Source organism: Plantactinospora sp. B6F1, assembly GCF_040120695.1.
GTDB lineage: Bacteria > Actinomycetota > Actinomycetes > Mycobacteriales > Micromonosporaceae > Plantactinospora.
In genome coordinates, this window is the sequence record NZ_JBEEAC010000003.1 from 181,412 (window position 1) to 206,989 (window position 25,578).

Here is a 25,578-nt window from a genome sequence, read left to right on the forward strand (position 1 = left end):
CATGGACCGGCGGCGAAGACTGGCGACACGGCATCGATGGTCGCGGGTGGCGCGACACGCGATCGTGCCCGCGATGAGCCTGGTGCTCGTCGTCACGCTCGCGGATGCGGGACCCGCATCCGCGAAGGAGGCGGCGCCGGAGTATCACCAGCTCTCCGGCGAGCGGTCCGTGCCGGTCCGGTCCGTCACGGTGCCGGAGTCCGAACCGGATCCGGCTGAGCTGAAGGCCCTGCGGGGTTCCCCGACGGTGAAGTGGCCGGCGCCCGGGGTCGCCGAGGTGGCGGTGGCCGGCGCTGCGGGAGAGCGCGGCGTGGCGCAGGACAGCGGGGTGGCGTCGGCCGGCTCGCTGCCGATCCGGGTCTCGGCCCCGAAGGGTACGGCCCCGAAGGGTACGGCGTCGGACGCGGCCGCCACTGCGGCGGAGGCCGCGCCGGGCCGGGTCCGGGTGGAGTTGAAGGATCGGTACCTGGACGGTCTGTTGTTGGATGTGCGGCGGGCTGATGGTGTGGCGCGGGATGGCCGGGTGTCGTTGGAGGTGGATTACTCGGGTTTCCGGGATGCGTTCGGGGCGGACTGGGCGGTTCGGTTGCGGTTGGTGAAGTTGCCTGGGTGTGCGGTGACGTCGCCGGAGCGGCCGGGGTGTGTGGGTACGCCGGTGGCGACTCGTAACAACGGTTCGGGTCGGTTGAGTGCGGATGTGACCGCACCGGGGACGCTGGCATCTGCGGCGCGGCCGGTTGATGCGGGGTTGTACGCGGTGGTGGCGGCGTCGTCGTCCGGCGCGGGTGATTTCAAGGCGTCGCCGATGGCGCCGTCGTCGATGTGGACGGTCGGCACCTCCTCCGGCGATTTCAACTGGAGCTACCCGATGGAGACGCCGCCGGCGGCGGGTGGCCCGGAGCCGAAACTGGAGTTGTCGTACTCCAGCGGTTCCATGGATGGGCGGACTTCGGCGACGAACAACCAGCCGTCCTGGGTGGGCGAGGGGTTCGAGTTCAACCCGGGTGGCTACATCGAGCGTCGGTACACCAGTTGTGGTACGGACACCGCCGGTGGGAACAACAGTGGGCACAAGACCGGTGACATGTGTTGGGCGACCGACAACGCGGTCTTCTCGCTCAACGGCAAGGGCGGCGAGCTGATCCTTGACGACGAGACCGGGAAGTGGCGGCCGAGGGTTGACGATGGTTCTCGGGTGGAGCGGTTGTTTGATGCTCCGAACGGGGATTATGACGGTGAGTACTGGCGGATCACCACTCAGGATGGTACGCAGTACTTTTTCGGTAAGCACAAGATTCCGGGTTCGGAGGTGACGAATTCCACCTGGACGTTGCCGGTGTATGGCAACCAGAAGGGGGAGCCGTGCTACAAGTCGACGTTCGACGCGTCGCACTGTGCGCAGGCGTGGCGGTGGAATCTCGATTTTGTGGTGGATGTGCATGGCAATGCGATGAGCTTGTATTACGAGCGGGAGTCGAATTTCTACGGTCGTAATATGTCGGCGTCGAAGGTTTCGGCGTATGACCGGGGTGGTTGGCTGGCCCGGATCGACTACGGGCACCGCGTCGACGAGCAGACGGTGACGTCGGGGCCGATCGGACGCGTGGTCATGACGCCGGCCGACCGGTGCATTCCGGGCACGACGTGCTCCTCGTCGCAGCCGGCGAACTGGCCGGACGTGCCGTGGGACCAGGCCTGCACGAGCAGTAGCAAGTGCACCAACAAGCACTCGCCGACGTTCTGGACCCAGAAGCGCCTGGCCAAGGTCACGACCCAGATCTGGCGGGGGTCCGCCTTCGCCGACGTGGAGTCGTGGGAGTTCGAGCCGCGTTTCCCGAGCCCGGGCGACGGTACCCGGGCGGGGCTGTGGCTGGAGTGGATCCGGCATAAGGGTCACGTCGGTGATGAGGTCGTCGAGCCGGACGTGCGCTTCACAGGCAAGCAACTGAACAACCGGGTGGATGGCAAAGACGACATCCCGCCGATGAACTGGTTCCGGCTGGTGAAGGTCCAGCTCGACTCCGGCGGCGAGGTGATGGTCGACTACGCGCCCGGTGAGTGTTCGGGGCCGGACAACCTGCCCACGCCGGACTCGAACACCATGCGATGCCACCCGGTGCGTTGGACGCCGGAGGGTGAGCTCAAGGAACGGGAGGACTGGTTCCACAAGTACGTGGTCACCCAGGTCACCGAGTCCGACCGGACCACCGGGCTGGAGCCGGAGGTGACCACGATCGACTACCTCACCACCCCGGCGTGGCGGCACGACGAGGAGGACGGTCTGGTCCCGACCGACCGCAAGACGTGGTCGCAGTGGCGCGGCTACGGCAAGGTCCGGATGACCAAGGGCACGGCCGACGAGGTGAGGACGGTCACCGAGGCGCTGTACTTCCGGGGCATGGACGGGGACAGGACCGCCGCCGGTGGCACCAAGTCGGTGGTGGTCCGGGACTCCACCAACACCATCTGGCGGGACTTCGATCCACTGGCCGGGGCGCCACGGGAGCAGATCACCTACAAGCCCGACGGCGAGATCCTGGAGCGGTCGATCACCGATCCGTGGGTCTCGGCACCGACCGCGACGCGGACCCGGAACTGGGGTACGACCTCGGCGTACCAGATCGAAGAGGCGAAGGTCCGGCAGGCCGAGGCGAAGACCGCCGGCGGCTGGCAGAACTCCGGATCGGACAACGTCTACGACGCCGCCGGCCGGCTGCTGCGGTCGGTGGACTACAACGACCTGGCCGACCCGGACGACGACACCTGCACCCGCTACACCTATGTGGACAACGAGGCCGTGTGGCTGATCGACCTGCTGGTCCGGGAGGAGACCGTCGGGGTGAGCTGTGACAAGACCCCGTCGTACCCGGCCGACCTGCTCAGCGACGAGCGCTACTACTACGACGGCAGCAACACCCTCGGCGCCACGCCGACCCGGGGCAACGTCACCCGCAAGGACGAGCTCTCCGGTTGGTCGGATGGCGCACCGACGTTCGTGACCACGATGAGGTTCGGCTACGACGCGCACGGCCGGCAGACCGAGACGATCGACGTGCAGGGCGGGCGGAGCACGACCCAGTTCACCCCGGCCACCGGCGGTCCGGTCACCGGCATGACCAGCACCAACGTGCTCGGGCACCGGATGGTGACCATCCTGGAGCCGGCGTGGGGCGAGGAACTGCTCACCACCGACGCGAACGGCCTGCGTACCGTGATGCGGTACGACCCGCTCGGCCGGCTGACCAAGGTGTGGGAGCCCGGCCGCGACCCGGCGACCGACGATCCCACCGCGGAGTTCAGCTACCTGGTGCGGAACCACGGCGCCAACGCGGTGACGACGAAGTCGTTGCAGCCGGACGGCACGTACGAGACCGAGTACGAGCTCTACGACGGGTTCATGCGGCCCCGGCAGACCCAGGAGCCGGCACCCGGCGGTGGCCGGGTCGTCACCGACACCGTCCACAACTCGCGTGGCCTGGAGGTCCGGGAGAACGGCCCGTACTACAACGACGCCCCACCCGGACCCGACGTGGTCATCCCGGACGAGCAACTCCTGCCGTCGCAGACCCAGACGGTGTACGACCACGCCGACCGGCCGGTGGCGGAGATCTTCAAGGTGGGCGGCGTGGAACGCTGGCGCACCACGCACACCTACGGGCACAACCGGCACGACATCGACCCACCGAACGGCGAGACTCCGACCACCCAGATCATGAACGACGAGGGCCAACTGCTGGAGTTGCGCCAGTACCACGGCGACTCGCCGACCGGGGCGTACGACTCGACCCGGTACACGTACACCAAGCGGGGTGACATCGAGACGGTCACCGACCCGGCCGGCAACGTCTGGCGCCACCATTACGACCTGCGCGGCCGGGTGATCCGGTCCGAGGACCCGGACAAGGGCGCCACGACGTTCACCTACAACGTCGCCGACGAGAAGGTGACCGCCACCGACTCCCGGGGCGTCACCCTGGCCTACGCCTACGACCCGCTCGGCCGGCTGACCGCGCTGCACGAGGGTTCGCTGGCCGGACCGAAGCGGGCCGAGTGGAGGTACGACGCGCTGCCGGACGGCCGACCGGCCCGGGGGCTGCAGACCACGGCGACCCGGTACGTGGACGGCAATGCGTACACCGTCGCCACCACCGGGCTGGACGCGGCCGGCCGGGTGACGGACTCGGCCTACACGATCCCGGCCAGCGAGGGAGCGCTTGCCGGCACCTACCGGTTCACCACCGCCTACCACACCGATGGCGAGGTCGCCACCGAAGGGCTGCCGGCGGCAGGTGGCCTGCCGGCCGAGCAGCTCAGCTTCGGCTTCGACCGGCTGGGCCTGCCGGCCACGCTGACCGGACACAGCTCGTACGTGACCGAGGCGAACTACACCCCGTACGGTGAGCTGGCCCGGCTCCGGCTGTCGACCGGCGACACGTGGATGACCTCCAGCTACGAGTACGAGCGCGGCACCCATCGGCTCAGCCGGGCGATCGTCGAGCGGCAGAACGCGTCCGCCCGCCTCGCCGACCTGCGCTACTCGTACGACGCGGCCGGCAACGTCACGAGGATCGCCGACAGCGGCGCCAGTCCGGAGACCCAGTGCTTCCGGCAGGACCACCTGCGCCGGCTGACCGCAGCCTGGACGCCGGAGTCGGGCAACTGCGCCACGGCACCGTCGGCGGCCGGGCTCGGTGGCCCGGCACCGTACTGGCACGCCTGGACCTTCGACAAGACCGGCAACCGGCTGTCGGAGACCCGGACCGAGAAGTCCGGTGCCACCACCAGCAGCAGCTACGACTACCCGAGCACCGGACACTCCCAGCCGCACGCGGTGCGTGCGGTCTCCACGACGGGTCCGGACGGCACCACCCGGAGCGACACCTACGGGTACGACTCCACCGGCAACCTGACGACCCGGACCAGGGGCGGCGCCGGGCTCGACCTGGTCTGGGACGCCGAGGGCAACCTGGCCGGCACCACCGGCGCGGAGACCACGAGCTACGTCTACGACGCCGACGGGAACCGGCTGATCCGGCGCGACAAGACCGGTACCACCCTCTACCTCGGCGGGACCGAGGTCCATCTGGGCACCGGCGGAGCGGTCACCGGTACCCGCTACTACGAGTTCGCCGGGCGGACCGTCGCGGTGCGCACCTCGGCCGACAACAAGCTGCACTGGTTGGCCCTGGACCACCACGGCACCCCGGAGATCGCCGTCGACGCGGCGACCCAGCAGGTGCACCGCCGCCGGCACACCCCGTACGGTGAGCTGCGCGGGGCGGCGCCGGACCACTGGCCGGGGCAGAAGTCCTTCGTCGGGGGGACCAGCGATCCGACCGGACTGGTCCACCTGGGTGCCCGCGAGTACGACCCGAGCCTGGGCCGGTTCATCTCGGTGGACCCGGTCATCGACTTCGGCGATCCACAGCAGACGAACGGGTACGCCTACGCGAACAACAGCCCGGTGACGCACGCCGATCCCGACGGCCAGTTCGGCTTCATCACCCGCGTCATCAAGAAGACGGTGACCCGGACCGTGGTGCACAAGGTCGTCAAGCACGTGACCAACCTGGTTCGGGTGCCGGTGACGATCGTCAAGAACCACGTCAAGAAACGCGTCACCCAGCTAAAGAGGATCCACAAAAGGATCGTCCGCAAGGTCAAGAAGATCCACAAGAAGATCGTCAAGATCAAGAAAAAGATCAAGACCAAGGCCAAGCGGTACGCCGATCGAATCAAGAAAGAGGTCAGGAAAAAGATCAACCCGGCCATCGCGGCGGCCAAACGGATCAAGAAGACCGTGGAGACAGGGGCTGCCGCGGCCTCCAGGATGGCGAGAAAGGCCCGACAGGACGCCACCCGGGCCTTGAAGGCGGTCGGTCGGGCAACCGCCACGGCGGCCAGATGGACCTGGGAGAACTCAAAGCCCGGCGGTGCGATCTGGGACAGCGCCAAGATCGGTCTCAGCGTCGCCGCGCTCATGGGCTGTGTCGCGTGCGGTGGAGTCGCCGCCGGAATGGCCATGGTCGACGCCGGCAGGTATGGCAAGGACGGCGAATGGGGCAAGGCCGGGCTGGAACTGGCCACCGGGCTCAGCTTCGGAGCGGGCGGGGCGGCGAAGGTCGGTCTGGGAAGCGCCAAACAGTTGCAGGCAGCCGTGGTCAGGGTGCCGACCACCACCCGCGGCTCCGCCGTGCTCCGCCGGCACGCCGCCGACCAGGTCCGGGGCTACCAGCGGCTGTCGCGGACGTTCGACGTGGTCGACAGCGGTCTGATCGGCGCAAGCGTGGCCACCTACAGCCACTATCCGAAGTAACTCGCGGGTATGCCGGCACGGGCCGGGGACCGACGAGGTTCCCGGCCCATGCCCGGCCGGGCCGAGCCGGCCGGGCCCGCAAAGGGTGCCCGGTCCGCTCCCCGAGGTACCCCGGCGTCGTACGCTAGGCGGACCGGGTCGGCGGTCGGCGCAGACCCCCTGCCGGGGAGGTGTGCGCGATGCCCGGCAGCGCCCGCCGGACCGGCCCGGCCGGAGTCCGCTCCGACGACGCCTGGCTGGCCGAGGTCGCCAGCGCGGCCAGCGCGGACGCCGGTGGGGTGCCGGTCGAACTGCTCGGCGACTACCTGCGGCTGCTGGCCGACGCGGCGGTGACCGGCCGGCGGCCACGCCGTGGTGAACTCGACGCGGTGGAGGTCCTCGGCCGGCGCGCGGCCGAGCAGGGCGTGTCCGCCGGACGGGCGGTCCGGCTCTACCTCTCCGCCGCCCGGCGGCTCTGGCAGCAACTGCCGCACGTGGTGCGCTCCTCCGACAGCGAGACGGTACGCGCGGCGGCCGACGCCGTGCTGCACGTCGTCGACACGGCCGTGGCCACCCTCGCCGAGGGATATGCGGTGGCCCGCCGGGAATTGGTCCGCCGGGAGGAGGCGCTGCGCCGGGAACTCGTCGACGACCTGCTGCGCGGCGACTCCGACCTGGGCGGTCTGGTGGAACGGGCCGAGCCGTTCGGGCTGGACCTGGCCCGGGTGCACCAGGTGGCGCTCGCCTCGCCGGGCCGGCGACTGCCGGACACCGAGGCCGCGATAAGTGCCTTGGAGCGGGTCATCTTCGACCGGCTGGGCGACCGTGACGTGCTGGTCGCCACCAAGGAGGGGATGCTCGTCGTGATCGCCCCGGCGGACACCGTGACGCCCGAACGGGGCTCGGACGAGGGCGCCTCCGTGGGAGACCTGGGGCGGCTGATGCACGCCGAGTTGGACCGGCTGGCGCGGGGCCGGCCGTGGCAGGTGGCGGTTGGCCGCCCCCACCCCGGCCTGTACGGCATCGCCCGCTCCTACGAGGAAGCGCGGGAGGCGCTGACCATGGCGCGCCGGCTGCACGCCGAGGCCGCCGTCATCGACGCCCACGACCTGATCATTTACCGGGTGCTGCTGCGGGACCAGCCGGCCATGGTGGATCTCGTGCGGGCGGTACTGGGCCCGCTGCAACGGGCCCGCGGTGGCGCCGAGCCGCTGCTGGACACCCTGGACGCGTACTTCGGATGTGGCGAGGTGGCGACCGAGGCGGCCCGCCGGGTGCACGTGTCGGTCCGCACCGTCACCTACCGGCTGGCCCGGATCCGGACGCTGACCGGTTACGACCCCACCGACCCGCGCGACCGGTTCACCCTGCACACCGCCGTGCTCGGGGCGCGGGCGCTGGACTGGCCCCGCCAGCCACTGCCGGCGCCGCCGGGTTAGCGCTGCGGGTCGTCGCGGCGACCATTTCCGGGAAGCCGAGCAGGGTGGCCAGCGCGACCGCCTCGGCGCGGGTCAGGACCAGGCCGACCATCCGGTCGGGGTCGTCCGGGTCGTCATGGACGATGTCCCGGCGGTCGTCACCGTGGTATTCGACGATGCCGATCCGGCGGCCCTGTGCCGTGGTGAAGGTGTGCTGTGTCCCGATGCCGGGCAGAGTCGTGCGTTCGATATCCATTGGCGGGCGCTCCAAGCGGGACGGCTGCCGGCGGCCGGCCGGAGCGGCTCGGCGTCAGCGCAGCGCGGTGGACGGTCGGGCGGGGGTCGGCACGCCCGGCGGCGCCCGGTCGGCCGACCAGGCGGGCACGCAGCCGGGAACGGCGCGGGCCAGCCGGACCACGATGCAGATGCCCAGCGCGCGACCGGCGCGTACCGCCGCGACGACCAGTGCCAGCACGACCAGGACCGAGAGCGCCAACCGCCGTTGCCCGCCGGCCGGGTGCTGTCGGCTCCACATCCCGCCGACCATAGCCGCCCGGGGTGAATGCCGGCCGCCGGCCCGCGATTGGCGGCCGAGGGTCGCGGCCGCTATGGTGCGGAGCCGTCACCGTGATCCGCTGCGTCGACCGGTGCGCGGTCGGTGTTGCCGACCGCCGGCAGCCGGGCGCGCGATTGTTGGCCGGCGCCATCCAATGTCAGTGCTCTCGTTTCGGCGGACGCTGGAAGTCCGAGGCGTACCCAGCAGCGAGGAGGCGGTGATGACGACCCGCGCGCCGGTGGCTCTGCCCGCCCCACCCGCCGGTTGTCCGCCGCTGCCCCGGCCGGCCTCGCCTCCTGGACGGGCCCGCCCGGGCGGCCGGGGAGGTAAGGAGCAACCGACGATGACGCACAGCCTGGACGACCGTACCGAGACACTCCGCGACCAGCTGGAACGCCAGTTCCGGGAGCACACCGACCAGCTCACCGAGCTGACGGTGTACTCCCGGCAGCCTGACCGGGGTGGGCACGATCCGGACACCCTGCGCCGGCTGATCGAGGCTGCCCAGCAGGGCGTCGCCGACACCGCGCAGGCGCTGCGACGGATGTCCGAGGGCAGCTACGGTACCTGCGAGGGCTGCGGCGCCGAGATCCCGGTGGCCCGCCTGGAGATACTGCCCTGGGCCCGGTACTGCGTACCGTGCCAGCAACGCCGCTGAGCGTTGCCCCGGGGTGAGTCGTCACCCGCCCGACCGCACAGGATCCGCCCACGGGGCGCCCCGTGCGATGCCAGCCGTGGTACCGAATGCCGACGGCAGCAACGCATGAGGAAGCCACCCGAGAGGACGCCCTGTGCAATTCGAGACACGTCCGACCACCGCGGCCCAGCAGAAACGATCACCGGGACGGGGCGGGCAGCGCCAGCTCGCCGTTACCCTGGCGACGCTGGGTCTGGCCCTGCTCGGCCCGGTCGCCGCGCCGGTCCCGGCGCATGCCGGGCCCGGCCAGGTCGCCGAGCCCGGGATGGGAACGCTCCGGACCCTGGCGTACCCGGTCCCGGCCGGTGCGCTCTTCGTCTCCCCGACCGGCAGCGACGGTGCCCCGGGCACGGAGAGCGAACCGCGCGACCCGGACACCTGGTACCGGGTGACCCTGACCCACACCGTCACCACCGACGACAACCTGCTGCCGCTCAGCGTCCTGTCGCACAACCTGACCCCGGGCGGCCCGACGCTGCTCGTCGACGACTGCACGCTGACCGGCTGACCGGCTGACCGGAAAAAGGTGCTGGGCCGGGAGAATCTTCTCCCGGCCCAGCACCGTACCTTTTCTCGTTCAGCCCTTCTTATCCTCCCACCAGGGGAAGCCGGTGGCGGAGAACACGTCCTTGGCCAACAGGCCGCCATCGAAGCCGTCGATGCCCTCGGCCGCGTCGTCGGCGTGCTTCACCAACCTGTCCGTCTCGGCGATCCGGGCGGCCCGGTTCGGGGCGTTCTCCGCGAGTTCACCCGCGGCCTGCCGAGCGCCGTTCGCACTCCTCGCGCCGGCCGCGGCGGCCCGGCCGAGCCCGAATGTGACCAAGCCGAACGCCTCGAATGCCGCCTCGTGGCCATTGCCCGCGGCCAGGTGGCTCAGCATGTCGACCGCGGTCATCCCGGCCGCGATCCCGCCGCAGATGGCACACCCCACCAGTGCGGCGGCGCTGAGCCCCATCTTGGCGGCCTTCCAGACGGGATTCTCGGTGATGTTCTTATTGACCCAGCGCCCGGTGGACATCGCGGCCTGGGCCAGGGCCTTGTTGGTCCGCTCGACCGCAGCCTGGACCGCTCTGGCCCCCCTGGCCACCGTGGCACCCACGTGTTTGGCCGCTCTTCTTACCCCATCCAACCCCTTTCTTACTTTCTTGCCGACCGATCTGGCCACCTTCTTCGCCGCCGTCCTGATCCTCTTCTTGATCTTGACGACCTTCTTGTGGATCTTCTTGACCTTGCGGACGATCTTTTTGTGGATCTTCCTCAGCTGGGTGACGCGCCTCTTGACCTCGTTCTTGACGATCGTCACCGGAACCCGAACCAGGTTCGTGACGTGTCGTACGACCTTGTGCACCACCGCCCGGGTCACCGTCTTCTTGATCACGCGGGTGATGAAGCCCCACTTCCCGTCCGGGTCCGAGTAGGTGGTGGGGCTGTTGTTGGCGTACGCGTACCCGTTCATCTGTTGCGGATCGGTGTAGTCGATGACCGGGTCGATGGAGATGAACCGGCCCAGACTCGGGTCGTACCCCCGTACCCCGAGTTGGACCAGGCCGGTGGCCTGATCCTTGACACCGCCGACGAAGGACTTCTGACCGGGCCAGTAGTCCGGGTTAATCCCGCGCACCTCCCCGAACGGGGTGTGCCGGCGCCGGTGCACCTGCTGGGTGGTCGCGTCGATAGCCACCTCGGGAGTGCCGTGGTGGTCCAGACCCAACCAGTGCAACTTGTTGTCCGCCGAGGTACGCACCGCGACGGTCCGCCCGGCGAACTCGTAGTAGCGGGTACCGGTGACCGCGCCGTTCGGGCTCAGGTGTAGCTCGGTCGTGCCCAGATAGAGCGTGGTACCGCTGGAGTCCCGCCGGATCAGCCGCTCACCGTCCACGTCGTAGACGTAGCCGGAGGTTTCCGCACCGGTGGTGCCGGCCAGGTGGCCCTCGGCGTCCCAGCTCAGGTTCAGCGTCTTGCCGTCCCTGGTCCGGGAGGTCGTGTTGCCGATGGCGTCGTACCCGTAGCTGTCGGTCCGGGTGCCGTTCGGGCCGGTCGTGGTGACGCTGCGCACCGTGTGCGGCTGGGCCTGCCCGGCCGCCGGATAGCTGTAGGTGCTCTTCGTCGTGCCGGCCTTGTCGGTCCGGCTCTCCGACAGCCGGTTGCCGGTCTTGTCGTACGTCCAGGCGTGCCAGTACGCCGCTGGCCCGCCGAGCCCGGCCGCCGACGGCGCCGTGGCACAGTTCCCCGACTCCGGCGTCCAGGCCTCGGCCAGCCGCCGCAGGTAGTCGTGCCGGAAACACTGGGTCTCCGGCCCGCCACCGGTGTCCGGGTCGGCGGTGTCGACGAGCCTGGTGAGGTTGCCGGCGGCGTCGTGCGAGTAGGTCAGGTCGACCAATCGGCTCGGCCCGGTCTCCCGCTCGACGATCGCCCGGTTCAGCCGGTGGGTGCCGTACTCGTAGGAGTAGCTGGACCGCACCCACTTGCCGCCCGCCGACATCGTCACCTGGGCCAGCTCGCCGTACGGGGTGTAGCTGGCCCCGGTCACATAGCTGCTCTGCCCGCGCAGGCTACTGGGCAGGCCGTCCCGGTTGTAGCCGATGGTGACCTGCTCGGCGGGGAGGCCACCGGCGGCTGGCGAACCCAGCGAGGCGATCTCACCGTCCGTGTGGTACGTGTTGGTGAACTGGTAGGTGCCGGCGAGCGCTCCCTCGCTGGCCGGGATCGTGTACTTCGTACCGGTCGGCCGCCCGGCGGCGTCGTACCCGGCGACCGCGGTGGTGTAGGCGTTGCCGTTCACGTACCGGGTCGTCGCGGTCTGCTCGCCCCGGGCCGGCGTACCGTCCGGCAGCACGTCGAAGGTCCACGCCGCCCGCTTGGGGCCGCTGAGCGATCCCTCGTGCACGGCCGTCATCCGACCCAGCGCGTCGTAGGCGAACGCCAGGTTGACTCCCCGGGCATCCCGGGAGCCGATCTTCTCGCCCGCGTCGTTGTAGGTCAACTCCGTGACGCCACGGTCCGGGTCCTCCGACCGGATCATCCGGCCGCGCAGGTCGTAGCCGTAGCGCCAGACGTTGCCGGCCGGATCGGTGACCGAGGCGAGCTGGCCACGCTTGGTGTAGGTGTACCGGGTCGAGTCGTACGCTCCGGTCGGCGAGTTGCCGTGGTACTGGCGCAACTCCAGCAGGTGACCGTCGACATCGGTGATCCGGGTGGTCGGGGTCTCCCCGTCCGGCGGGTCGATGTCGTGCCGGTTGTGCCCGTAGGTGTGCGTGGTGCGCCAGCGCTCCACGCCGCCCACCTTGAAAATCTCCGCCACCGGCCGGTCGGCGTGGTCGTACACCGTCTGGGTCTGCGCCGGCAGGAGCTGCTCGTCCACGATGAGCACGTCGGGCCCGGGTGGGGCGTCGTTGTAGTACGGACCGTTCTCCCGGACCTCCAGGCCACGCGAGTTGTGGACGGTGTCGGTGACGATCCGGCCGCCACCGGGTGCCGGCTCCTGGGTCTGCCGGGGCCGCATGAACCCGTCGTAGAGCTCGTACTCGGTCTGGTACGTGCCGTCCGGCTGCAGCGACCTGGTCGTCACCGCGTTGGCGCCGTTGTTCCGGATGAGGTAGCTGAATTCCGCGGTGGGAGTGTCGGTGGCCGGGTTCCGGTCCGGCCCCCACATCTTCGTCACCCGACCCAGCGGGTCGTACTGCGACACGGTCCGCCGCCCGTTCGGGTCGGTGACGACCAGGTCCTCACCCCACGCCGGCTCCAGCGTGGTGCTGGTGACGTGCCCGAGCGGGTTGGTGGTGGTCGCCGCGGTCACCGGCCCGCCGGTGGCCGGCGTGAAGGTCATGGCGGTGCGAGCGCCCTTCACGTCGATCGTCTCGATCTGGCGGCCGTGCGCGTCGTAGCTGGCGCGCATGGTGGTGACGTACGTCGGCGCCCCGTTGACCCAGCCGGAGAGCTCCTCCTTCCGGGTGACGTCGCCACGGGTCGGCGTGGCGCCGAGGGTGTTGCTGCCGTCGTAGTAGTACCGCTCGTCGCTGATCAGGTCCGCCGGGTACGACGGGGTCCGATCACAGCTCACCCCGACGGTTTCGACCCGGACCGGCAGGTCCTTCAGCCAGGCGGCCTCGTTGTCGACGTAGGTGTAGCGGGTGCAGGTGTCGTCGTTCGGGTCGGCCAGGTCGTTGAGGTCGGCCGTCTGGGTCAGCCGCCCGGTCCGCACGTCGTAGACGTTGTCCGACCCGGAGTTCTGCCAGCCGCCGGAACCGGTCGTCTCGGCCTGCCGGACCTTCGCCTCCTCCAGCTTGAACGCCTTGGTGGTGCCCCAGCTCCGGGTCCGGCTGGCGGTCGGATCGGAGACCCACGGATCGGTGATCGACCGCTCCTGGACCGTCCCGTCCTGGTTGTAGGTGATGCTCTCCCGTTCCGTCCCGGCCAGCGGGTCGGAGTCCCGCCAGGTGGTGTTCGTGGAGTCCTTCACGAACACTTCCTTGGTGCCACCCGAGTCGGTCTTGTCCCCGTCCATACCCCGGAAGAAGAGCGCCTCGGTGACCGTCCTCACCTCGTCGGCCGTGCCCTTGGTCATCCGGACCTTGCCGTAGCCGCGCCACTGCGACCACGTCTTGCGCTCGGTGGGAACCAGACCGTCCTCCTCGTCGTGCCGCCACGCCGGGGTGGTGAGGTAGTCGATCTTCGTCACCTCCGGCTCCAGCCCGGTGGTCCGGTCGGACTCGGTGACCTGGGTGACGATGTACTTGTGGAACCAGTCCTCCCGTTCCTTGAACTCACCCTCCGGCGTCCAGCGCAGCGGATGACACCGCATGGCGTTCGAGTCCGGCGTCGGCAGGTTGTCCGGCCCCGAACACTCACCCGGGGAGTACTCGACGGCGACCTCACCCCCGGAGTCGAGCTGGACCTTCACCACCCGGAACCAGTTCATCGGCGGGATGTAGTCGTTGCCGTCCACCCGGTTGTTGAGCCGGGTTCCGGTGAAGGCGACCTCGGGGTCGCTGTCCGTGCCGCCGACGTGCCCGGAGTGCTTGATTCCGTCGAGCCAGAGCCCCGCCCGGGTACCGTCGCCGGGGCTGGGGTAGCTGTGCCTCAGCGTCCACGACTCGACGTCGGCGAAGGCGGACCCCCGCCGGATCTGGCTGGTGACCTTGGCCAGGCGCTTCTGGGTCCAGAACGTCGGCGAGTGCTTGTTGGTGCACTTGGTGCTGCTCGTACACGCCTGGTCCCACGGCACGTCCGGCCAGTTCGCCGGCTGCGACGAGGTGCAGGTCGTGCCCGGAATGCACCGGTCGGCGGGGGTGAGCACGACCCGACCCGTCGGCGGCGTCACGACGGTTTCGTCGCTGACCCGGTGCCCGTAGTCGATCCGGGCCAGCCAACCACCCCGGTCATACGCCGAAACCTTCGACGCCGACATATTACGACCGTAGAAATTCGACTCCCGCTCGTAGTACAAACTCATCGCATTGCCATGCACATCCACCACGAAATCGAGATTCCACCGCCACGCCTGCGCGCAATGCGACGCGTCGAACGTCGACTTGTAACACGGCTCCCCCTTCTGGTTGCCATACACCGGCAACGTCCAGGTGGAATTCGTCACCTCCGAACCCGGAATCTTGTGCTTACCGAAAAAGTACTGCGTACCATCCTGCGTCGTGATCCGCCAGTACTCACCGTCATAATCCCCGTTCGGAGCATCAAACAACCGCTCCACCCGAGAACCATCGTCAACCCTCGGCCGCCACTTCCCGGTCTCGTCGTCGAGGATCAGCTCGCCGCCCTTGCCGTTGAGTGAGAAGACCGCGTTGTCGGTCGCCCAGCACATGTCACCGGTCTTGTGCCCACTGTTGTTCCCACCAGCGGTGTCCGTACCACAACTGGTGTACCGCCGCTCGATATGACCGCCGGGACTGAAGTCGAAGCCTTCGCCGACCCAGGACGGCTGGTTGTTCGTCGCGGAAGTCCGCCCGTCCACGCCGCCGCTGGAGTACGACAACTCCAGTTCCGGCTCGGGACCGCCGACCGCCGGCGGCGCGTCCAGCGGGTACCGCCAACCGAAGTCGCCGGAGGAGGTTCCCACCGTCCACATCGACGACGGCGCCATCGGCGACGCCTTGAAGTCACCCGCGCCGGACGAGGCCGCCGCGACCACCGCGTACAACCCCGCGTCGGTCGGCCGTGCGGCGCTCGACAGCGTCCCCGGTGCGGTCACCTCGGCGCTCAACCGGCCCGACCCGTTGTTACGAGTCGCCACCGGCGTACCCACACACTCCGGCCGCTCCGGCGTCGTCACCGCACACGCCGGCAACTTCACCAACCGCAACCGAACCGCCCAGTCCGCCCCGAACGCATCCCGGAAACCCGAGTAATCCACCTCCAACGACACCCGGCCGTCCCGCGCCACACCATCAGCCCGCCGCACATCCAACAACAGACCGTCCAGGTACCGATCCTTCAACTCGACCCGAACCCGAGCGGGGGTGGCCGAGGCCGTTTCGGCGGCGGTGGACGCCCCGGCGGGCGCGGTGCCGGCGGCGCTGACCCGGACCGGCAGGGTGCCGGCAGACGCCCTGCCGCTCTGCTGCGCGGTGCCGTTCCGTTGCTCGGCGCCGCTCTGTCGCGCGGTGCCGAGGGTGATCTCGGTGGCCCCCGGCTTCGGCCAGGTCACCGCCGGGGTGCCGCGCAGGGCCCGCTCCTCGGCCGGGTCGGGGCCGGGCTCCGGTACCGTCACGCCCCGGCCGGGTACCGACTGCTCGCCGGCGGTCTTCCAATAGTCCGGTGCCGGCCTGGCGGACGCGGGCACCGCGTCGGCCAACGTCGCGACCAGCACCAGACTCATCGCCGGCACGACCAGGTGACGGGTGGCCGTCAGCCATCGGGGTCGGATCCGTTGTCTCCCTGGCCCCGCCCGGTATCGGGTCGGTTTTCGATCACGGTCCATGATGCCTCCTGTTTCCGGGGTGCCCCGGTCGGGTCGGGCAGTCGGCAGGTCGATCGACCTGCCTCCATGCCCCGAGCGGAGACATCGTGGCGGGCGGAGCGCACACGAACCGCACAGAAGGAACCGCCGCCGGTGGCGTGGACCGGCGGCGGCCGTGGGCGGAACGAACGGGCGGGCGAGTCGGGGCGGTTCAGGACGCGAAACGCTGGGTGAACCGGTTGCGCAGCGTGGTGCTGCCGGCCAGGCTCGGGCACGCCCATTCCGGTTGCACACCCCAGCTGTAGGCGACGTCGAAGACCGGGGCCGGTACCAGGCTGTCCCACCGGGCGAAGATCTGGGTCATCTCGGATCCGGTGGGCAGCCGCCACTTGCGGTTGTCCGTCGGGATACTCGAGCAGGTCTGGCCGAACGCCTGGTATACCGGCACGATCGCGGCGAGCGGAATGCCGTTGGCGAGCGTATCCTCCACCGCCTGGTCGATCAGCCCGTACTCGCAGCTCTCGCCGATCCGGCACGGGTACGGGTCCAGTCCGATCAGGTCCACTCCGGACAGCGCGGGTGCCAGTTCGGGCGGCGCGGACTCGCCGTCTCCGCCGCCGGAGACGACGAACGACTTCTGCGCGCCTCCCGTCCGGGTACGGATGTAGTTGGCCCGCTTGCTGATCAGCGCGAGTAGCGTGGGGCACGAGCTGAAGTCCGGCTCGTCCCAGAGGTACCAGCCGAACACCTTTGGGTTCCCGGCCAACTCGTCGACGATCGCGTTGAACTCGGCATCCGTGTACTCGGAGGTGCACTGGGAGATGTCCCCGCCCACCCAGATGAGGGCCCGGTGACCGGCCGGCAACGCGTCGACGTCCTCCGGGTACGGCCCCAGGTCCCAGATGTTGAAGCCGACGTTGCGGGGCGCCGAGGCGAAGTCGACGTTGTTGGTGTAGTGCAGGGAGGTGGTGGCCAGTGGTTCGACCTCGGCAGCCACGGCCGGTGCCGTACTGCCCGACCCCGCCGCCATCACGAGTGCTGCCAGCAGCGCTGTGGTCCTTCTCCCGCGCATCTGCGCTCCCCTCCCGGCATTGCCGCCGGTCGCTCGTTGTCGATCGGACGGTGGTGTGGCGCAACCAGGCTAGAGATCGAGGCGTACAGAATCCGCACACGTCCGCGGACGCCGCCGCCCCGGACGGCGCGGTGCCTGGGAACCCTGCCCCGCGTCATGTGATAAAGCGGCATCGACGCTTTCGGTAATGTCCTGGACCGGCACCCGCGTGCACCATGACACCGGAAGGGGTTGCGGTGGAATTTCGGCTGCTGGGTCCGGTGGAGGTGGTGAGCCACGGCCGGGTGCTCAAACTCGGCGGTGCAAAGCGCGCGGCCCTGGCCGCGGCCCTGCTGCTCCAGGCGAACCGTGTGGTCCCGCTCGGCCAACTTGCCGAGGCGCTGTGGGCGGCACCTCCGCGTGCCATGGAGTCCAACCTGCGTACCTACGTCGCCGGTCTGCGCACCACGTTCCTCGACGCCGGTGAGGACGGGGCCCGCCTCGCCACCGACCAGCGGGGGTACCGCCTGGAGGTCCGCCCCGGCGAGCTGGACCTGGACACGTTCGAGGCGCTCGCCGCCGAGGGGGACCAGGCGCTGGCCCGGGCCGACACCCCGACCGCGGTGCGGCGGCTGCGGGCCGCGCTCGACCTGTGGCGCGGGCCCGCGCTCGCGGGGCTGGTCGGCGGACCCTACCTGGGGATGGAGGCTGATCGGCTGGACCAGCGCCGGTTGCAGGTCGTCCGGCGGTGGGCCGACGCCGCCCTGGCCGAGCGCTGTCACGAGCAGGTGGCGACCGAACTCGACCCACTGGTGCGGGCCTATCCGATGTGGGAGGGGCTGTGGGGCCAGCTGATGCTCGCCCTGTACCGGTGCGGCCGGCGGGCGGCGGCGCTGGCGGCGTACCGGGAGGCGTACCAGGTCCTCACCCGCGAGTTGGGCGTGCTGCCGGGCCAGGCGTTACAGGAGTTGCACCAGCGGATCCTCGCCGCCGACCCCGACCTCGACCCACCACCGTCGGACACGCCGGTGCGGACCGCCCTGCCGAGGCCACGACAGCTGCCGGCGGACATCGCCACCTTCGCCGGCCGTACCGAGCAGCTCCGCGCGCTCGACGCGTTACTGGGCGCATCCGGCGGGGACCGGCCGGAGGCGGTGGTGATCGCCGTCCTGACCGGCGCGCCCGGGGTCGGCAAGACCAGCCTGGCGGTGCACTGGGCCCACCGGGTGGCCGAGCGGTTCCCCGACGGACAGTTGTACGTGAACCTGCGGGGCTTCGACCCCGGCGGCGTGGTGGTGTCGCCGTACGACGCGGTCCGCGGGTTCCTCGACGCGCTGGGTCTGTCGCCGCAGCAGATCCCGGCGAACCCCGATGCCCAGGCCGCGCTCTACCGCAGCCTGCTCGCCGAGCGACGGATGTTGATGGTGCTGGACAATGCCCGCAGCGCCGAGCAGGTCCGTCCGCTGCTTCCCGGCGCACCGGGCTGTCTGGCCGTGGTGACCAGCCGTAACCAGCTCGCCGGCCTGGTCGCGGCCGACGGTGCCGATCTGCTGACGGTGGACCTGCCCAGCCCGGCCGAGGCGCGCCGGATGCTCGTCGACCGGCTCGGCGACGAACGGGCGGCCAGGGAGCCGGCCGCGGTCGACGACATCATCGCCGGCTGCGACCGGTTACCGCTCGCCCTGGCGATCGTCGCCGCCCGGGCCGCCAGCCACCCCGGCTTCCCGCTCGCCGCCGTCGCCGCCGAACTGCACACCGCCCGGGGCGGACTGGACCCGTTCGCCGGCGACGATCCCGCCACCGACGTGCGGGCGGTCTTCTCCTGGTCCTACGGCGCGCTGCCGGCTCCGGCGGCCCGGGTGTTCCGGCTGCTCGGCCTGCACTTCGGAGCGGACATCGCCGAATCGGCCGCGGCGAGCCTCGCCGCACTGCCGGTGGAGCAGGTACGTCCACTGCTGAAAGTACTGACCAAGGCCCATCTGCTCACCGAGCGCGTTCCCGGTCGGTACGCCTTCCACGACCTGCTGCGCGCCTACGCCGCCGAACTCGTCGACAGCGTGGACCCGGCGGTGGACCGGAGCGCGGCGCTGCTCCGGTTGCTCGGCTGCTACCTGCACAGCGCGCACACGGCCGCGTTGCTGCTGGACCCCGCCCGGGAGCCGATCGGGCTGCCCCCGTTGCCGCCGGGCGTCACGGTCGAACGGTTCACCGACGGCCCGCAGGCGGTCGCCTGGTTCACCGCGGAGCATCGGGCGCTGCTCGCCGCCATCCGGTGGATAGCCGATCATGGCCTCGACGACCAGGCCGTGCCGATGGCCTGGGTGCTGACGGACTTCTTCCACCGGCAGGGGCACTGGACGGACTGGGTCACCGGCCAGCAGGTCGCCCTGGACGCCGCGCGGCGACTCGGGGACCGGGCCGGGCAGGGGTGGGCGCACCGCGTCCTCGGGCACGCGTACGTCCTGCTCGGACGGCCACAGGACGCGCTCTGCCAGTTCGAACACGCCCTCGAGCAGTACCGGGCGCTCGCCGACCACGTCGGGCAGGGCACCTCCCACCTCGGCCTGGGCGGGCTGCTGGAGCAGGACGGCCGGTACCGGGAAGCGTTGCACCAGTGCCAACGGGCGCTCATCCACTTCAGCCAGGCGAACGATCGGATCGGGCGGGCCCGGGCCCTCAACGCCGTCGGCTGGTGCCACGCACTGCTCGGCGACCACCAGCAGGCACTCACGCACTGCCGCGCGGCGCTCGCCATCCAGCGCGCACTCGGCGACCGGCGGGGCATGGCGACCAGCCTGGACAGCATCGGCTACCTGCACCATCAGTTCGGTGAGCACGCCGCTGCCGTCGACTGCTACCAGGAGGCCGTCGAGCTGTTCCGGGAGGAGGGGGACCGGTACTACGAGGCCGACGTGCTGCACCACCTCGGCGACACCCACCTGGCCCGGGGTGACCGTACGGCGGCCAACGAGGTCTGGCGACGAGCCCTGGACATCCTCGACGAACTCGGCCATGCCGGCGCGATCACGGTTCGGAAGAAGCTCGACGCCTGACCTCGGTTGCCGCGCAGGCCAGGGCAGCTCCGCACGCGCCGTGGGTGGCCGGTCAGGACGTGCGGGCGGCGGCCCGCAGGGCGGATTCGACGATGCCGGCGTACCCGGCGTGGCCGGCCCGGTTCGGGTGGTACGACTCGCCGAGCGGGTTGGACGTACCGTTGATCCACTCGACGTCGTCGCAGACCGCGTGCCCGGTGAACGGACCCCGGGCGTCGACGAAGGCGAAGCCGTGCGCGGCGGCCCGGGCGGCGATGGTGGTCGCCAGCAGGTTCGCCGCGGCGTTGAGTTCGGCCTGCTCGCCGGGGGAGATCCGGGCGATGATGTTGCACTCCTCGCCGTTGAAGAGCCGCGGGTAGCCGACCACCGCGACCCGGGCGTTCGGGGCCAGGCCGCGGATCCGGGAGTAGAGCTGGTCGAGCCGGCCGGGCAGGGTGTTCCGGATGGTCTTCTCGGCGTTGTCGATCTGGGACCAGCAGGTGGTGGGCCAGGGCAGCGCGCACTGCACGATCACCGATGCCCAGCCGATGTCGTTGCCGCCGGCCTGGACCGTGACGTAGCTCGTGGCCGGGTTGAGGCTGCCGAGCTGTCCGCTGAGCACGCTGAGGGTGGTGGCTCCGGAGCAGGCGGCGAAGGTGAGCGTGGCACCGAGCCGGGCCGCGTCGAGCACCGGGTAGGCGTGCCGGGAGCGCTGGCAGGAGCCGCTGTCCGGGTAGTACTCCCGGGTGCCGGTGCCGGAGGCGTACGAGTCGCCGACCGCGGTGTAGGTGGTCGCCGCCGCGTGTGCGGGTGTGGCGGCCAGGCCGATGGTGAGGATGCTGACGAGTGGGACGGCGATGGCGGTCAGCCGGGGGACCAGGCGACGAGGCAGCGGCATGTTGGCCTCCTGACATAGGCAAATGTTGATGTCAGGCTGGCAGATACCTGCGTCGTGCGGAAGTAGTTGCGTAGGTTTCTTTCCCTCCGGCCGGTGTCGGGCGGGTCAGCGGGCCGCGATGGCGTGGAACGCGCCGGCCCGGGTGCCGACGTAGATCCGCCCCCGCCAGACCGCCGGAGTCGACTCGATGCAGCCGCCGAGCTTGATCTTCCACAGTGGCTTCGGCGCGGCCCCGGTGTCTGCGACGTCGTACGCGTGCAGCGTGCCGTTGCAGTCCCCGATCACCAGTACGTCGTCGACCACCACCGGCGACTGCCAGGTCGGCCCGGGCAGCTCGAACCGCCACCGCACGGCCCCGGTCGCCCGGTCGACGCCGAGCACCTCGCCGCCCTGGGTGTCGAAGATCGCGATGTCCCGGTGCAGGGCCGGGCTGCCCCAGATGCCCGCCGGCTTGCGGGCGTGGTCGTCGACGTGCCACACGCTCGGGTTGTCCCGGCGCGTCGGGTCGAGTTTCATCATCTGCCCGACCTGCCTCGACCGGGCGGTGCCCCGCTCGTACTCCGAGCCGACGTAGAGCGCGCCGGTCTCGTCGATCGCGATCGAGGCGTCGGTGTCGTCACCGGTCCAGAACCGGAACACCCGCTTCGGCTTGCGGCCCTGTTTCAGCCCGCTGATGTCCCAGCCCTGCACCAGCCCGCCGGAGTTGGCGAAGTAGACCACGTTGCCGGAGATCGCCACCGAGTTCTCGATCGAGACCATCCGGTCGTCCACGTCGCGGAGGAGCTGGGCATCCCAGCCGGGGGCGTTGAACACCAGCTTCGGCTTGACCGTGACCCTGCCGTCGGCGTCGTACCCGCGGTTCAGCTTGACGATGTGGAACTGGCTGTTCTCGCCGCCGAGGAAGAGGTAGTCGTCGAGGATCAGGCCGGCGCCGTCGAAGTCGTCGTTCCACATCGTCGGCGAGACCGCCCGGGCCGACAGCTTCCACAGCTCTCTCGGTCGGCCCCGGTCGATCGCGATCACCCGGTAGTAGTTGTCCCGCGATCCGGAGTAGACCAGCGGGAACCCGTCCGGGTCGACGGTGACCGAGCCCTTGATGATGTCACCGGTCGGGAAGTCCGGCAGGATCCGCTCGCCGGTCTCGCCGTCCAGAAAATGAATCTTGTGGTCGTACGCCCCGAAGACCACCCAGGTCCGCCCGTCCCGCTCGAAGACGGCGGGTTGGCCGGTCCAGCCCGTACCGCACCACACCCGGGTGCCCTTCTCGTCGGTCGACTTCCCGCACAGGCCACCGCTGCGGGGGAACTGCCAATGCCGGGCCGGAGTGGTTCGGGGCATCGGCCCGGTGCCGTAGTACGTCCGGGTCGGGTTGCCCCGGAAGGTGAGCAGGCCGTCCACCTTCTCGCCGTACGGCTTGCCGACGAGGGCCGGATCGGACCAGCCGGTGAAGGGGGTCGGTGCGGCACCGCCCCCGCCGGCCGGGGTCGGGCTGATGCTGCCCGACCAACTCGGCGCGGCGTCCGGTGCGTCGCCGGCCAGATCGCAGGAGGTGAGCCCGAGTACGGCCACCAGGCCGACCACGAGGAGCCGGGTAGGGGTCGGGGGCGGGGTGAATCCTGAACGCAGTGGTCCGGTCACCGCAACAGTGTGCCTACCGACGGCAGGTACCGACAGGGCCCTTTTCGGTCACTCGAATGTCGGGTCCTTCCGTCGGGTCGGCCCGATGATCAGCGGAGCCGGCATCCCGTGCACGGGGAGTGGTCCGGCCACGTGATCGGGCGGCTGATGCCCGTCCGGGCCCTCTGCCCCATACGCCCGTCTTGCTCGGCGGTGCGTCGGTCGGAAATCTGACCCGACACCACCCGTTGTGCCGCTGATCCAGGGTGGTTAAGCTCCTTGGTGCGCGCCCCAATCGCCCGCTTCCCCCGTGGCAGGCGATCGGGGCGCGCACCTTTGTCTGGGCCCCGATCGCCCCTCACCAGCCGATTCAGATCCAGCGGTTGCCGAGCCACATCCGGCTCGACCACTCCGCGTACGGCAGGATCTGCGCCACGAAGATCGGGTAGAAGTAGGCGAAGCAGATCGCCACCAGTAGCACGTACGTGCCGGCGACGATGGCGCCGATCATGCGGCGGTCACTGGTCTGGCCACCCTGGGTGTCCTTGGCCCGCTCGGCATCCCGGGTGCCCTTGGCCTGCTCGGCGCCGTGGGTGCCCGAGGCCTCCTCGGTGCCCGGTCCGGCCGGCGGGTCACCTCCGGCCGGGGCACCCGCCGTCGCCGGTGCCCGGGCCGGGCCGGTGATCGCGCCCAGCACGTAGGTCACGGCCAGGATCATGAACGGCACCACCGGCGCGACGTAGAAGAAGAACATCGTCCGGCCGTCCATCGCGAACCAGAACCAGGGCAGCAGGCCGGCCGCCACCGGCAGCAGGATCGCCGGGGCCCGCCAGTCCCGCCGGGCCAGGCCCAGCCAGGCGAGCGCGGCCAGCGCCGGCAGGAACGACCACCACAGGAGCGGGGTGCCGAGCAGCAGGATCTCCGAGGCACAGCTCGGGGCGCCGCAGGCGCCCTGGTCGGACCAGTGGAAGGCGACCGGCCGGCCGAGCAGCAGCCACTGCCAGGGCCAGGACTGGTAGACGTGGCTTTCGCTGAGGCCGGAGTGGAACCTGAGCGCCTCTTCGTGGTAGTGCCAGAGGTTGAGCAGGCTGCCGATGACCGGCGGACTGGACTGGCCGGTGTCGGCCCGCCAGTTCCGGAAGTAGCCGTTGTCGCTGGCGAACCAGCCGGACCAGGTGGCGAGGTAGACCAGGACGAGCAGCACTCCGGCGCCGACGATCCAGAGTCCCTCGTCGAGGAAGGTGTCCCGCCACGGCCGGCGTACCCCGGCGGAGCGTCGGGTGCCGACCTCCCAGAGGACGACGAGCAGCGCGAACACCGGTACGAAGTACAGCGCGCTCCACTTCACCCCGAACGCACAACCGAGCATCACGGCGGCGAGCAGCCGCCACCACGGCACCCCGTCGGACCACCGCAACGGCGGCCGGTTGCGCCGGCCCGGCTGGCTCGGGTCGAGGCCGGACTCGATCGCCCGCAGCCACCGCTTCCGTCGGACGTCCCGGTCCACCACCAGGGCGCCGAACGCGGCCAGCACGAAGAACATCAGGAAGATGTCGAGCAGCGCGGTGCGGGAGAGCACCAGGTGGAAGCCGTCCAGCGCCATCAGCAGCCCGGCGGTACAGCCGAGCACCGTGGAGTGGAACATCCGGCGGGCGATCCGGACCAGTATCAGGACCGAGAGGGTGCCGATGGCGGCGGCGGAGAACCGCCAGCCCAGCTCGTTGTAGCCCCAGATCTGCTCGCCGATCGCGATCATCCACTTGCCGAGCGGCGGATGCACCACGTACGCGGCGGTGTTGTTCTTCTCGTCCCACTCGATGCCGCGCAACAGCAGGTTGTGCGCGTCGGTGGCGTAGTAGACCTCGTCGAAGATCTTGCCCTTGGGATTGCTCAGCCCGACGAAGCGGAGAATGCCGGCGATCAGCACCACCACGGCGGTGGCCAGCCAGGACCACGGTTCGAGCCGGGCGTCGAAGGGTGCCAGCCGGCGTCTGATGATCCCTGGTACGCCCCCGGCGGGGCGTTCGGGGGGGTCGGTCGTGGCTGTTCCGCCCGGGGTGGCCGAGGTCACCTCGACCACCGGAGCTGCCGGCGGCCCGGCGGTGCCCGGGCCCTCGGTCTGCGCTGTCGACGCCAGAGTCACCCCGTGATCGTAGGCTGCCAAGGTGTGAAACGGGGCACGACGCTCGCTATGTGCGATGACAGGTATCGATGAAGGAGTCTGTTCGTGGAAAAATCGCCCGGTAACGGACGGCTGATCCTGCTCGGGGCGCCGCTCGGAAACCCCGGCGACGCCTCCACGCGGCTGCGGGACGCCCTCGGGCAGGCCGACGTCGTCGCCGCCGAGGACACCCGCCGGCTCAGCCGGCTGGCCCGCGACCTGGACGTCACCATCACCGGCAGGATCGTGTCGTACTTCGAGGGCAACGAGGAGCGCCGCACTCCCGACCTGGTCGACGCGATCCTCGACGGCGCGCTGGTGGCGCTGGTGACCGACGCCGGGATGCCGAGCGTCTCCGATCCCGGGTACCGGCTGGTCCGAGCCGCGCTCGACGCGGGCGCGCCGGTCACCGTGGCACCCGGCCCGAGCGCCGTCACCACCGCACTCGCCCTCTCCGGTCTGCCCACCGACCGGTTCTGCTTCGAGGGCTTCCTGCCCCGCACCGGCGGCCCGCGCCGGGCCCGGCTGCGGGCGCTCGCCGCCGAGGAGCGCACCCTGGTCTTCTTCGAGGCGCCGCACCGGGTGGCCGGGATGCTCGCCGACCTGGCCGCCACGTTCGGTCCGGAGCGGCCGGCGGCGCTCTGCCGCGAGCTGACGAAGACCTACGAGGAGGTGCTGCGCCGCCCGCTCGGCGAGTTGGCGACCTGGGCCGCCACCGGCGAGCCGCGCGGCGAGATCACCCTGGTGGTGGCGGGCGCCCCGGCGGTCGCCGCGCCGGCTCCGGCCGTCGCCGACCTGCGGGCCGCGGTCGCCGAACTGGAGGCCGAGGGTACGTCCCGACGCGACGCGATCGCCGCCGTCGCCACCGGGTACGGCCTGCGCCGCCGGGACGTCTACAACGCCGTGCACCCGCCGACGGCGAACTGACCGGGCCGGCCGA

Annotated in this window: 13 protein-coding genes; 6 read left to right on the forward strand and 7 right to left on the reverse strand. The window is 70.6% G+C overall.

Features of this window, described 5'->3' with window-relative positions; all coding sequences use genetic code 11:
- Positions 1 to 73 precede the first annotated feature (73 nt).
- Positions 74 to 6,316 (forward strand): RHS repeat-associated core domain-containing protein, encoded by a 6,243-nt coding sequence (locus ABNF97_RS06465; RefSeq protein ID WP_349337942.1) that lies wholly within the window; start codon positions 74 to 76, stop codon positions 6,314 to 6,316.
- Positions 6,317 to 6,495: 179 nt separating this feature from the next.
- The gene (locus ABNF97_RS06470) at positions 6,496 to 7,734 is read left to right on the forward strand and encodes a PucR family transcriptional regulator (RefSeq protein WP_349337943.1); all 1,239 of its coding nucleotides are present in this window, start codon (positions 6,496 to 6,498) and stop codon (positions 7,732 to 7,734) included.
- Here the strand turns inward: ABNF97_RS06470 and ABNF97_RS06475 are convergent.
- Together ABNF97_RS06475 and ABNF97_RS06480 are read right to left on the reverse strand one after the other, a co-directional pair.
- Positions 7,658 to 7,969: a cation:proton antiporter regulatory subunit gene (locus ABNF97_RS06475; protein ID WP_349337944.1), complete on the reverse strand. Its 312-nt coding sequence runs from the start codon at positions 7,967 to 7,969 to the stop codon at positions 7,658 to 7,660. The genes ABNF97_RS06470 and ABNF97_RS06475 overlap by 77 nt on opposite strands.
- 54 nt (positions 7,970 to 8,023) lie before the next feature.
- Positions 8,024 to 8,248 carry a hypothetical protein gene (locus ABNF97_RS06480; protein ID WP_349337945.1) on the reverse strand — a complete coding sequence of 75 codons (225 nt, stop codon included), beginning with the start codon at positions 8,246 to 8,248 and terminating at the stop codon, positions 8,024 to 8,026.
- 364 nt (positions 8,249 to 8,612) lie between these two features.
- Here ABNF97_RS06480 and ABNF97_RS06485 point away from each other — a divergent pair, with 364 nt between their 5' ends.
- On the forward strand, positions 8,613 to 8,927 hold the full coding sequence (locus ABNF97_RS06485) for a TraR/DksA family transcriptional regulator (RefSeq protein WP_349337946.1): 315 nt from the start codon (positions 8,613 to 8,615) through the stop codon (positions 8,925 to 8,927).
- A 133-nt stretch (positions 8,928 to 9,060) separates the two neighbouring features.
- Positions 9,061 to 9,474, forward strand: coding sequence for a hypothetical protein (locus ABNF97_RS06490; RefSeq protein ID WP_349337947.1), 414 nt, complete (start codon positions 9,061 to 9,063; stop codon positions 9,472 to 9,474).
- Between the two features lie 69 nt (positions 9,475 to 9,543).
- Here the strand turns inward: ABNF97_RS06490 and ABNF97_RS06495 are convergent, their stop codons facing one another.
- Positions 9,544 to 15,798: an RHS repeat-associated core domain-containing protein gene (locus ABNF97_RS06495; protein ID WP_349337948.1), complete on the reverse strand. Its 6,255-nt coding sequence runs from the start codon at positions 15,796 to 15,798 to the stop codon at positions 9,544 to 9,546.
- Positions 15,799 to 16,090: 292 nt separating this feature from the next.
- Entirely contained in the window at positions 16,091 to 16,951 is an 861-nt protein-coding gene (locus ABNF97_RS06500; RefSeq protein WP_130465074.1) for a hypothetical protein, read from the reverse strand.
- A gap of 236 nt (positions 16,952 to 17,187) precedes the next feature.
- On the opposite strand from ABNF97_RS06500, the gene ABNF97_RS06505 reads away from it, so the two are divergent.
- On the forward strand, positions 17,188 to 19,983 hold the full coding sequence (locus ABNF97_RS06505; RefSeq protein ID WP_349337949.1) for an AfsR/SARP family transcriptional regulator: 2,796 nt from the start codon (positions 17,188 to 17,190) through the stop codon (positions 19,981 to 19,983).
- Positions 19,984 to 20,035: 52 nt separating this feature from the next.
- On the opposite strand, the gene ABNF97_RS06510 is transcribed toward ABNF97_RS06505, so the two are convergent.
- The 3 genes from ABNF97_RS06510 to ABNF97_RS06520 all read right to left on the reverse strand — a co-directional run bounded on the left by ABNF97_RS06510 (position 20,036) and on the right by ABNF97_RS06520 (position 24,557).
- Positions 20,036 to 20,860 (reverse strand): GDSL-type esterase/lipase family protein, encoded by an 825-nt coding sequence (locus ABNF97_RS06510; RefSeq protein ID WP_130465072.1) that lies wholly within the window; start codon positions 20,858 to 20,860, stop codon positions 20,036 to 20,038.
- Between the two features lie 105 nt (positions 20,861 to 20,965).
- Positions 20,966 to 22,498: an outer membrane protein assembly factor BamB family protein gene (locus tag ABNF97_RS06515; protein ID WP_349337950.1), complete on the reverse strand. Its 1,533-nt coding sequence runs from the start codon at positions 22,496 to 22,498 to the stop codon at positions 20,966 to 20,968.
- A gap of 349 nt (positions 22,499 to 22,847) precedes the next feature.
- Positions 22,848 to 24,557 carry a dolichyl-phosphate-mannose--protein mannosyltransferase gene (locus ABNF97_RS06520; protein WP_502930462.1) on the reverse strand — a complete coding sequence of 570 codons (1,710 nt, stop codon included), beginning with the start codon at positions 24,555 to 24,557 and terminating at the stop codon, positions 22,848 to 22,850.
- Positions 24,558 to 24,704: 147 nt separating this feature from the next.
- Between ABNF97_RS06520 and rsmI the strand changes: the two genes are divergently transcribed.
- Positions 24,705 to 25,565: a 16S rRNA (cytidine(1402)-2'-O)-methyltransferase gene (gene rsmI / locus ABNF97_RS06525; protein ID WP_349337951.1), complete on the forward strand. Its 861-nt coding sequence runs from the start codon at positions 24,705 to 24,707 to the stop codon at positions 25,563 to 25,565.
- Positions 25,566 to 25,578: the final 13 nt, after the last annotated feature.

Excerpts from the sequence above, each read along its gene's own strand:
- ABNF97_RS06480 (WP_349337945.1), bottom strand. The coding sequence starts at position 8,248 with ATGTGGAGCCGACAGCACCCGGCCGGCGGGCAACGGCGGTTGGCGCTC.
- ABNF97_RS06470 (WP_349337943.1), top strand. The coding sequence starts at position 6,496 with ATGCCCGGCAGCGCCCGCCGGACCGGCCCGGCCGGAGTCCGCTCCGAC.
- ABNF97_RS06500 (WP_130465074.1), bottom strand. The coding sequence starts at position 16,951 with ATGCGCGGGAGAAGGACCACAGCGCTGCTGGCAGCACTCGTGATGGCG.
- ABNF97_RS06495 (WP_349337948.1), bottom strand. The coding sequence starts at position 15,798 with ATGAGTCTGGTGCTGGTCGCGACGTTGGCCGACGCGGTGCCCGCGTCC.
- ABNF97_RS06485 (WP_349337946.1), top strand. The coding sequence starts at position 8,613 with ATGACGCACAGCCTGGACGACCGTACCGAGACACTCCGCGACCAGCTG.
- ABNF97_RS06465 (WP_349337942.1), top strand. The coding sequence starts at position 74 with ATGAGCCTGGTGCTCGTCGTCACGCTCGCGGATGCGGGACCCGCATCC.
- ABNF97_RS06510 (WP_130465072.1), bottom strand. The coding sequence starts at position 20,860 with ATGCCGCTGCCTCGTCGCCTGGTCCCCCGGCTGACCGCCATCGCCGTC.
- ABNF97_RS06475 (WP_349337944.1), bottom strand. The coding sequence starts at position 7,969 with ATGGATATCGAACGCACGACTCTGCCCGGCATCGGGACACAGCACACC.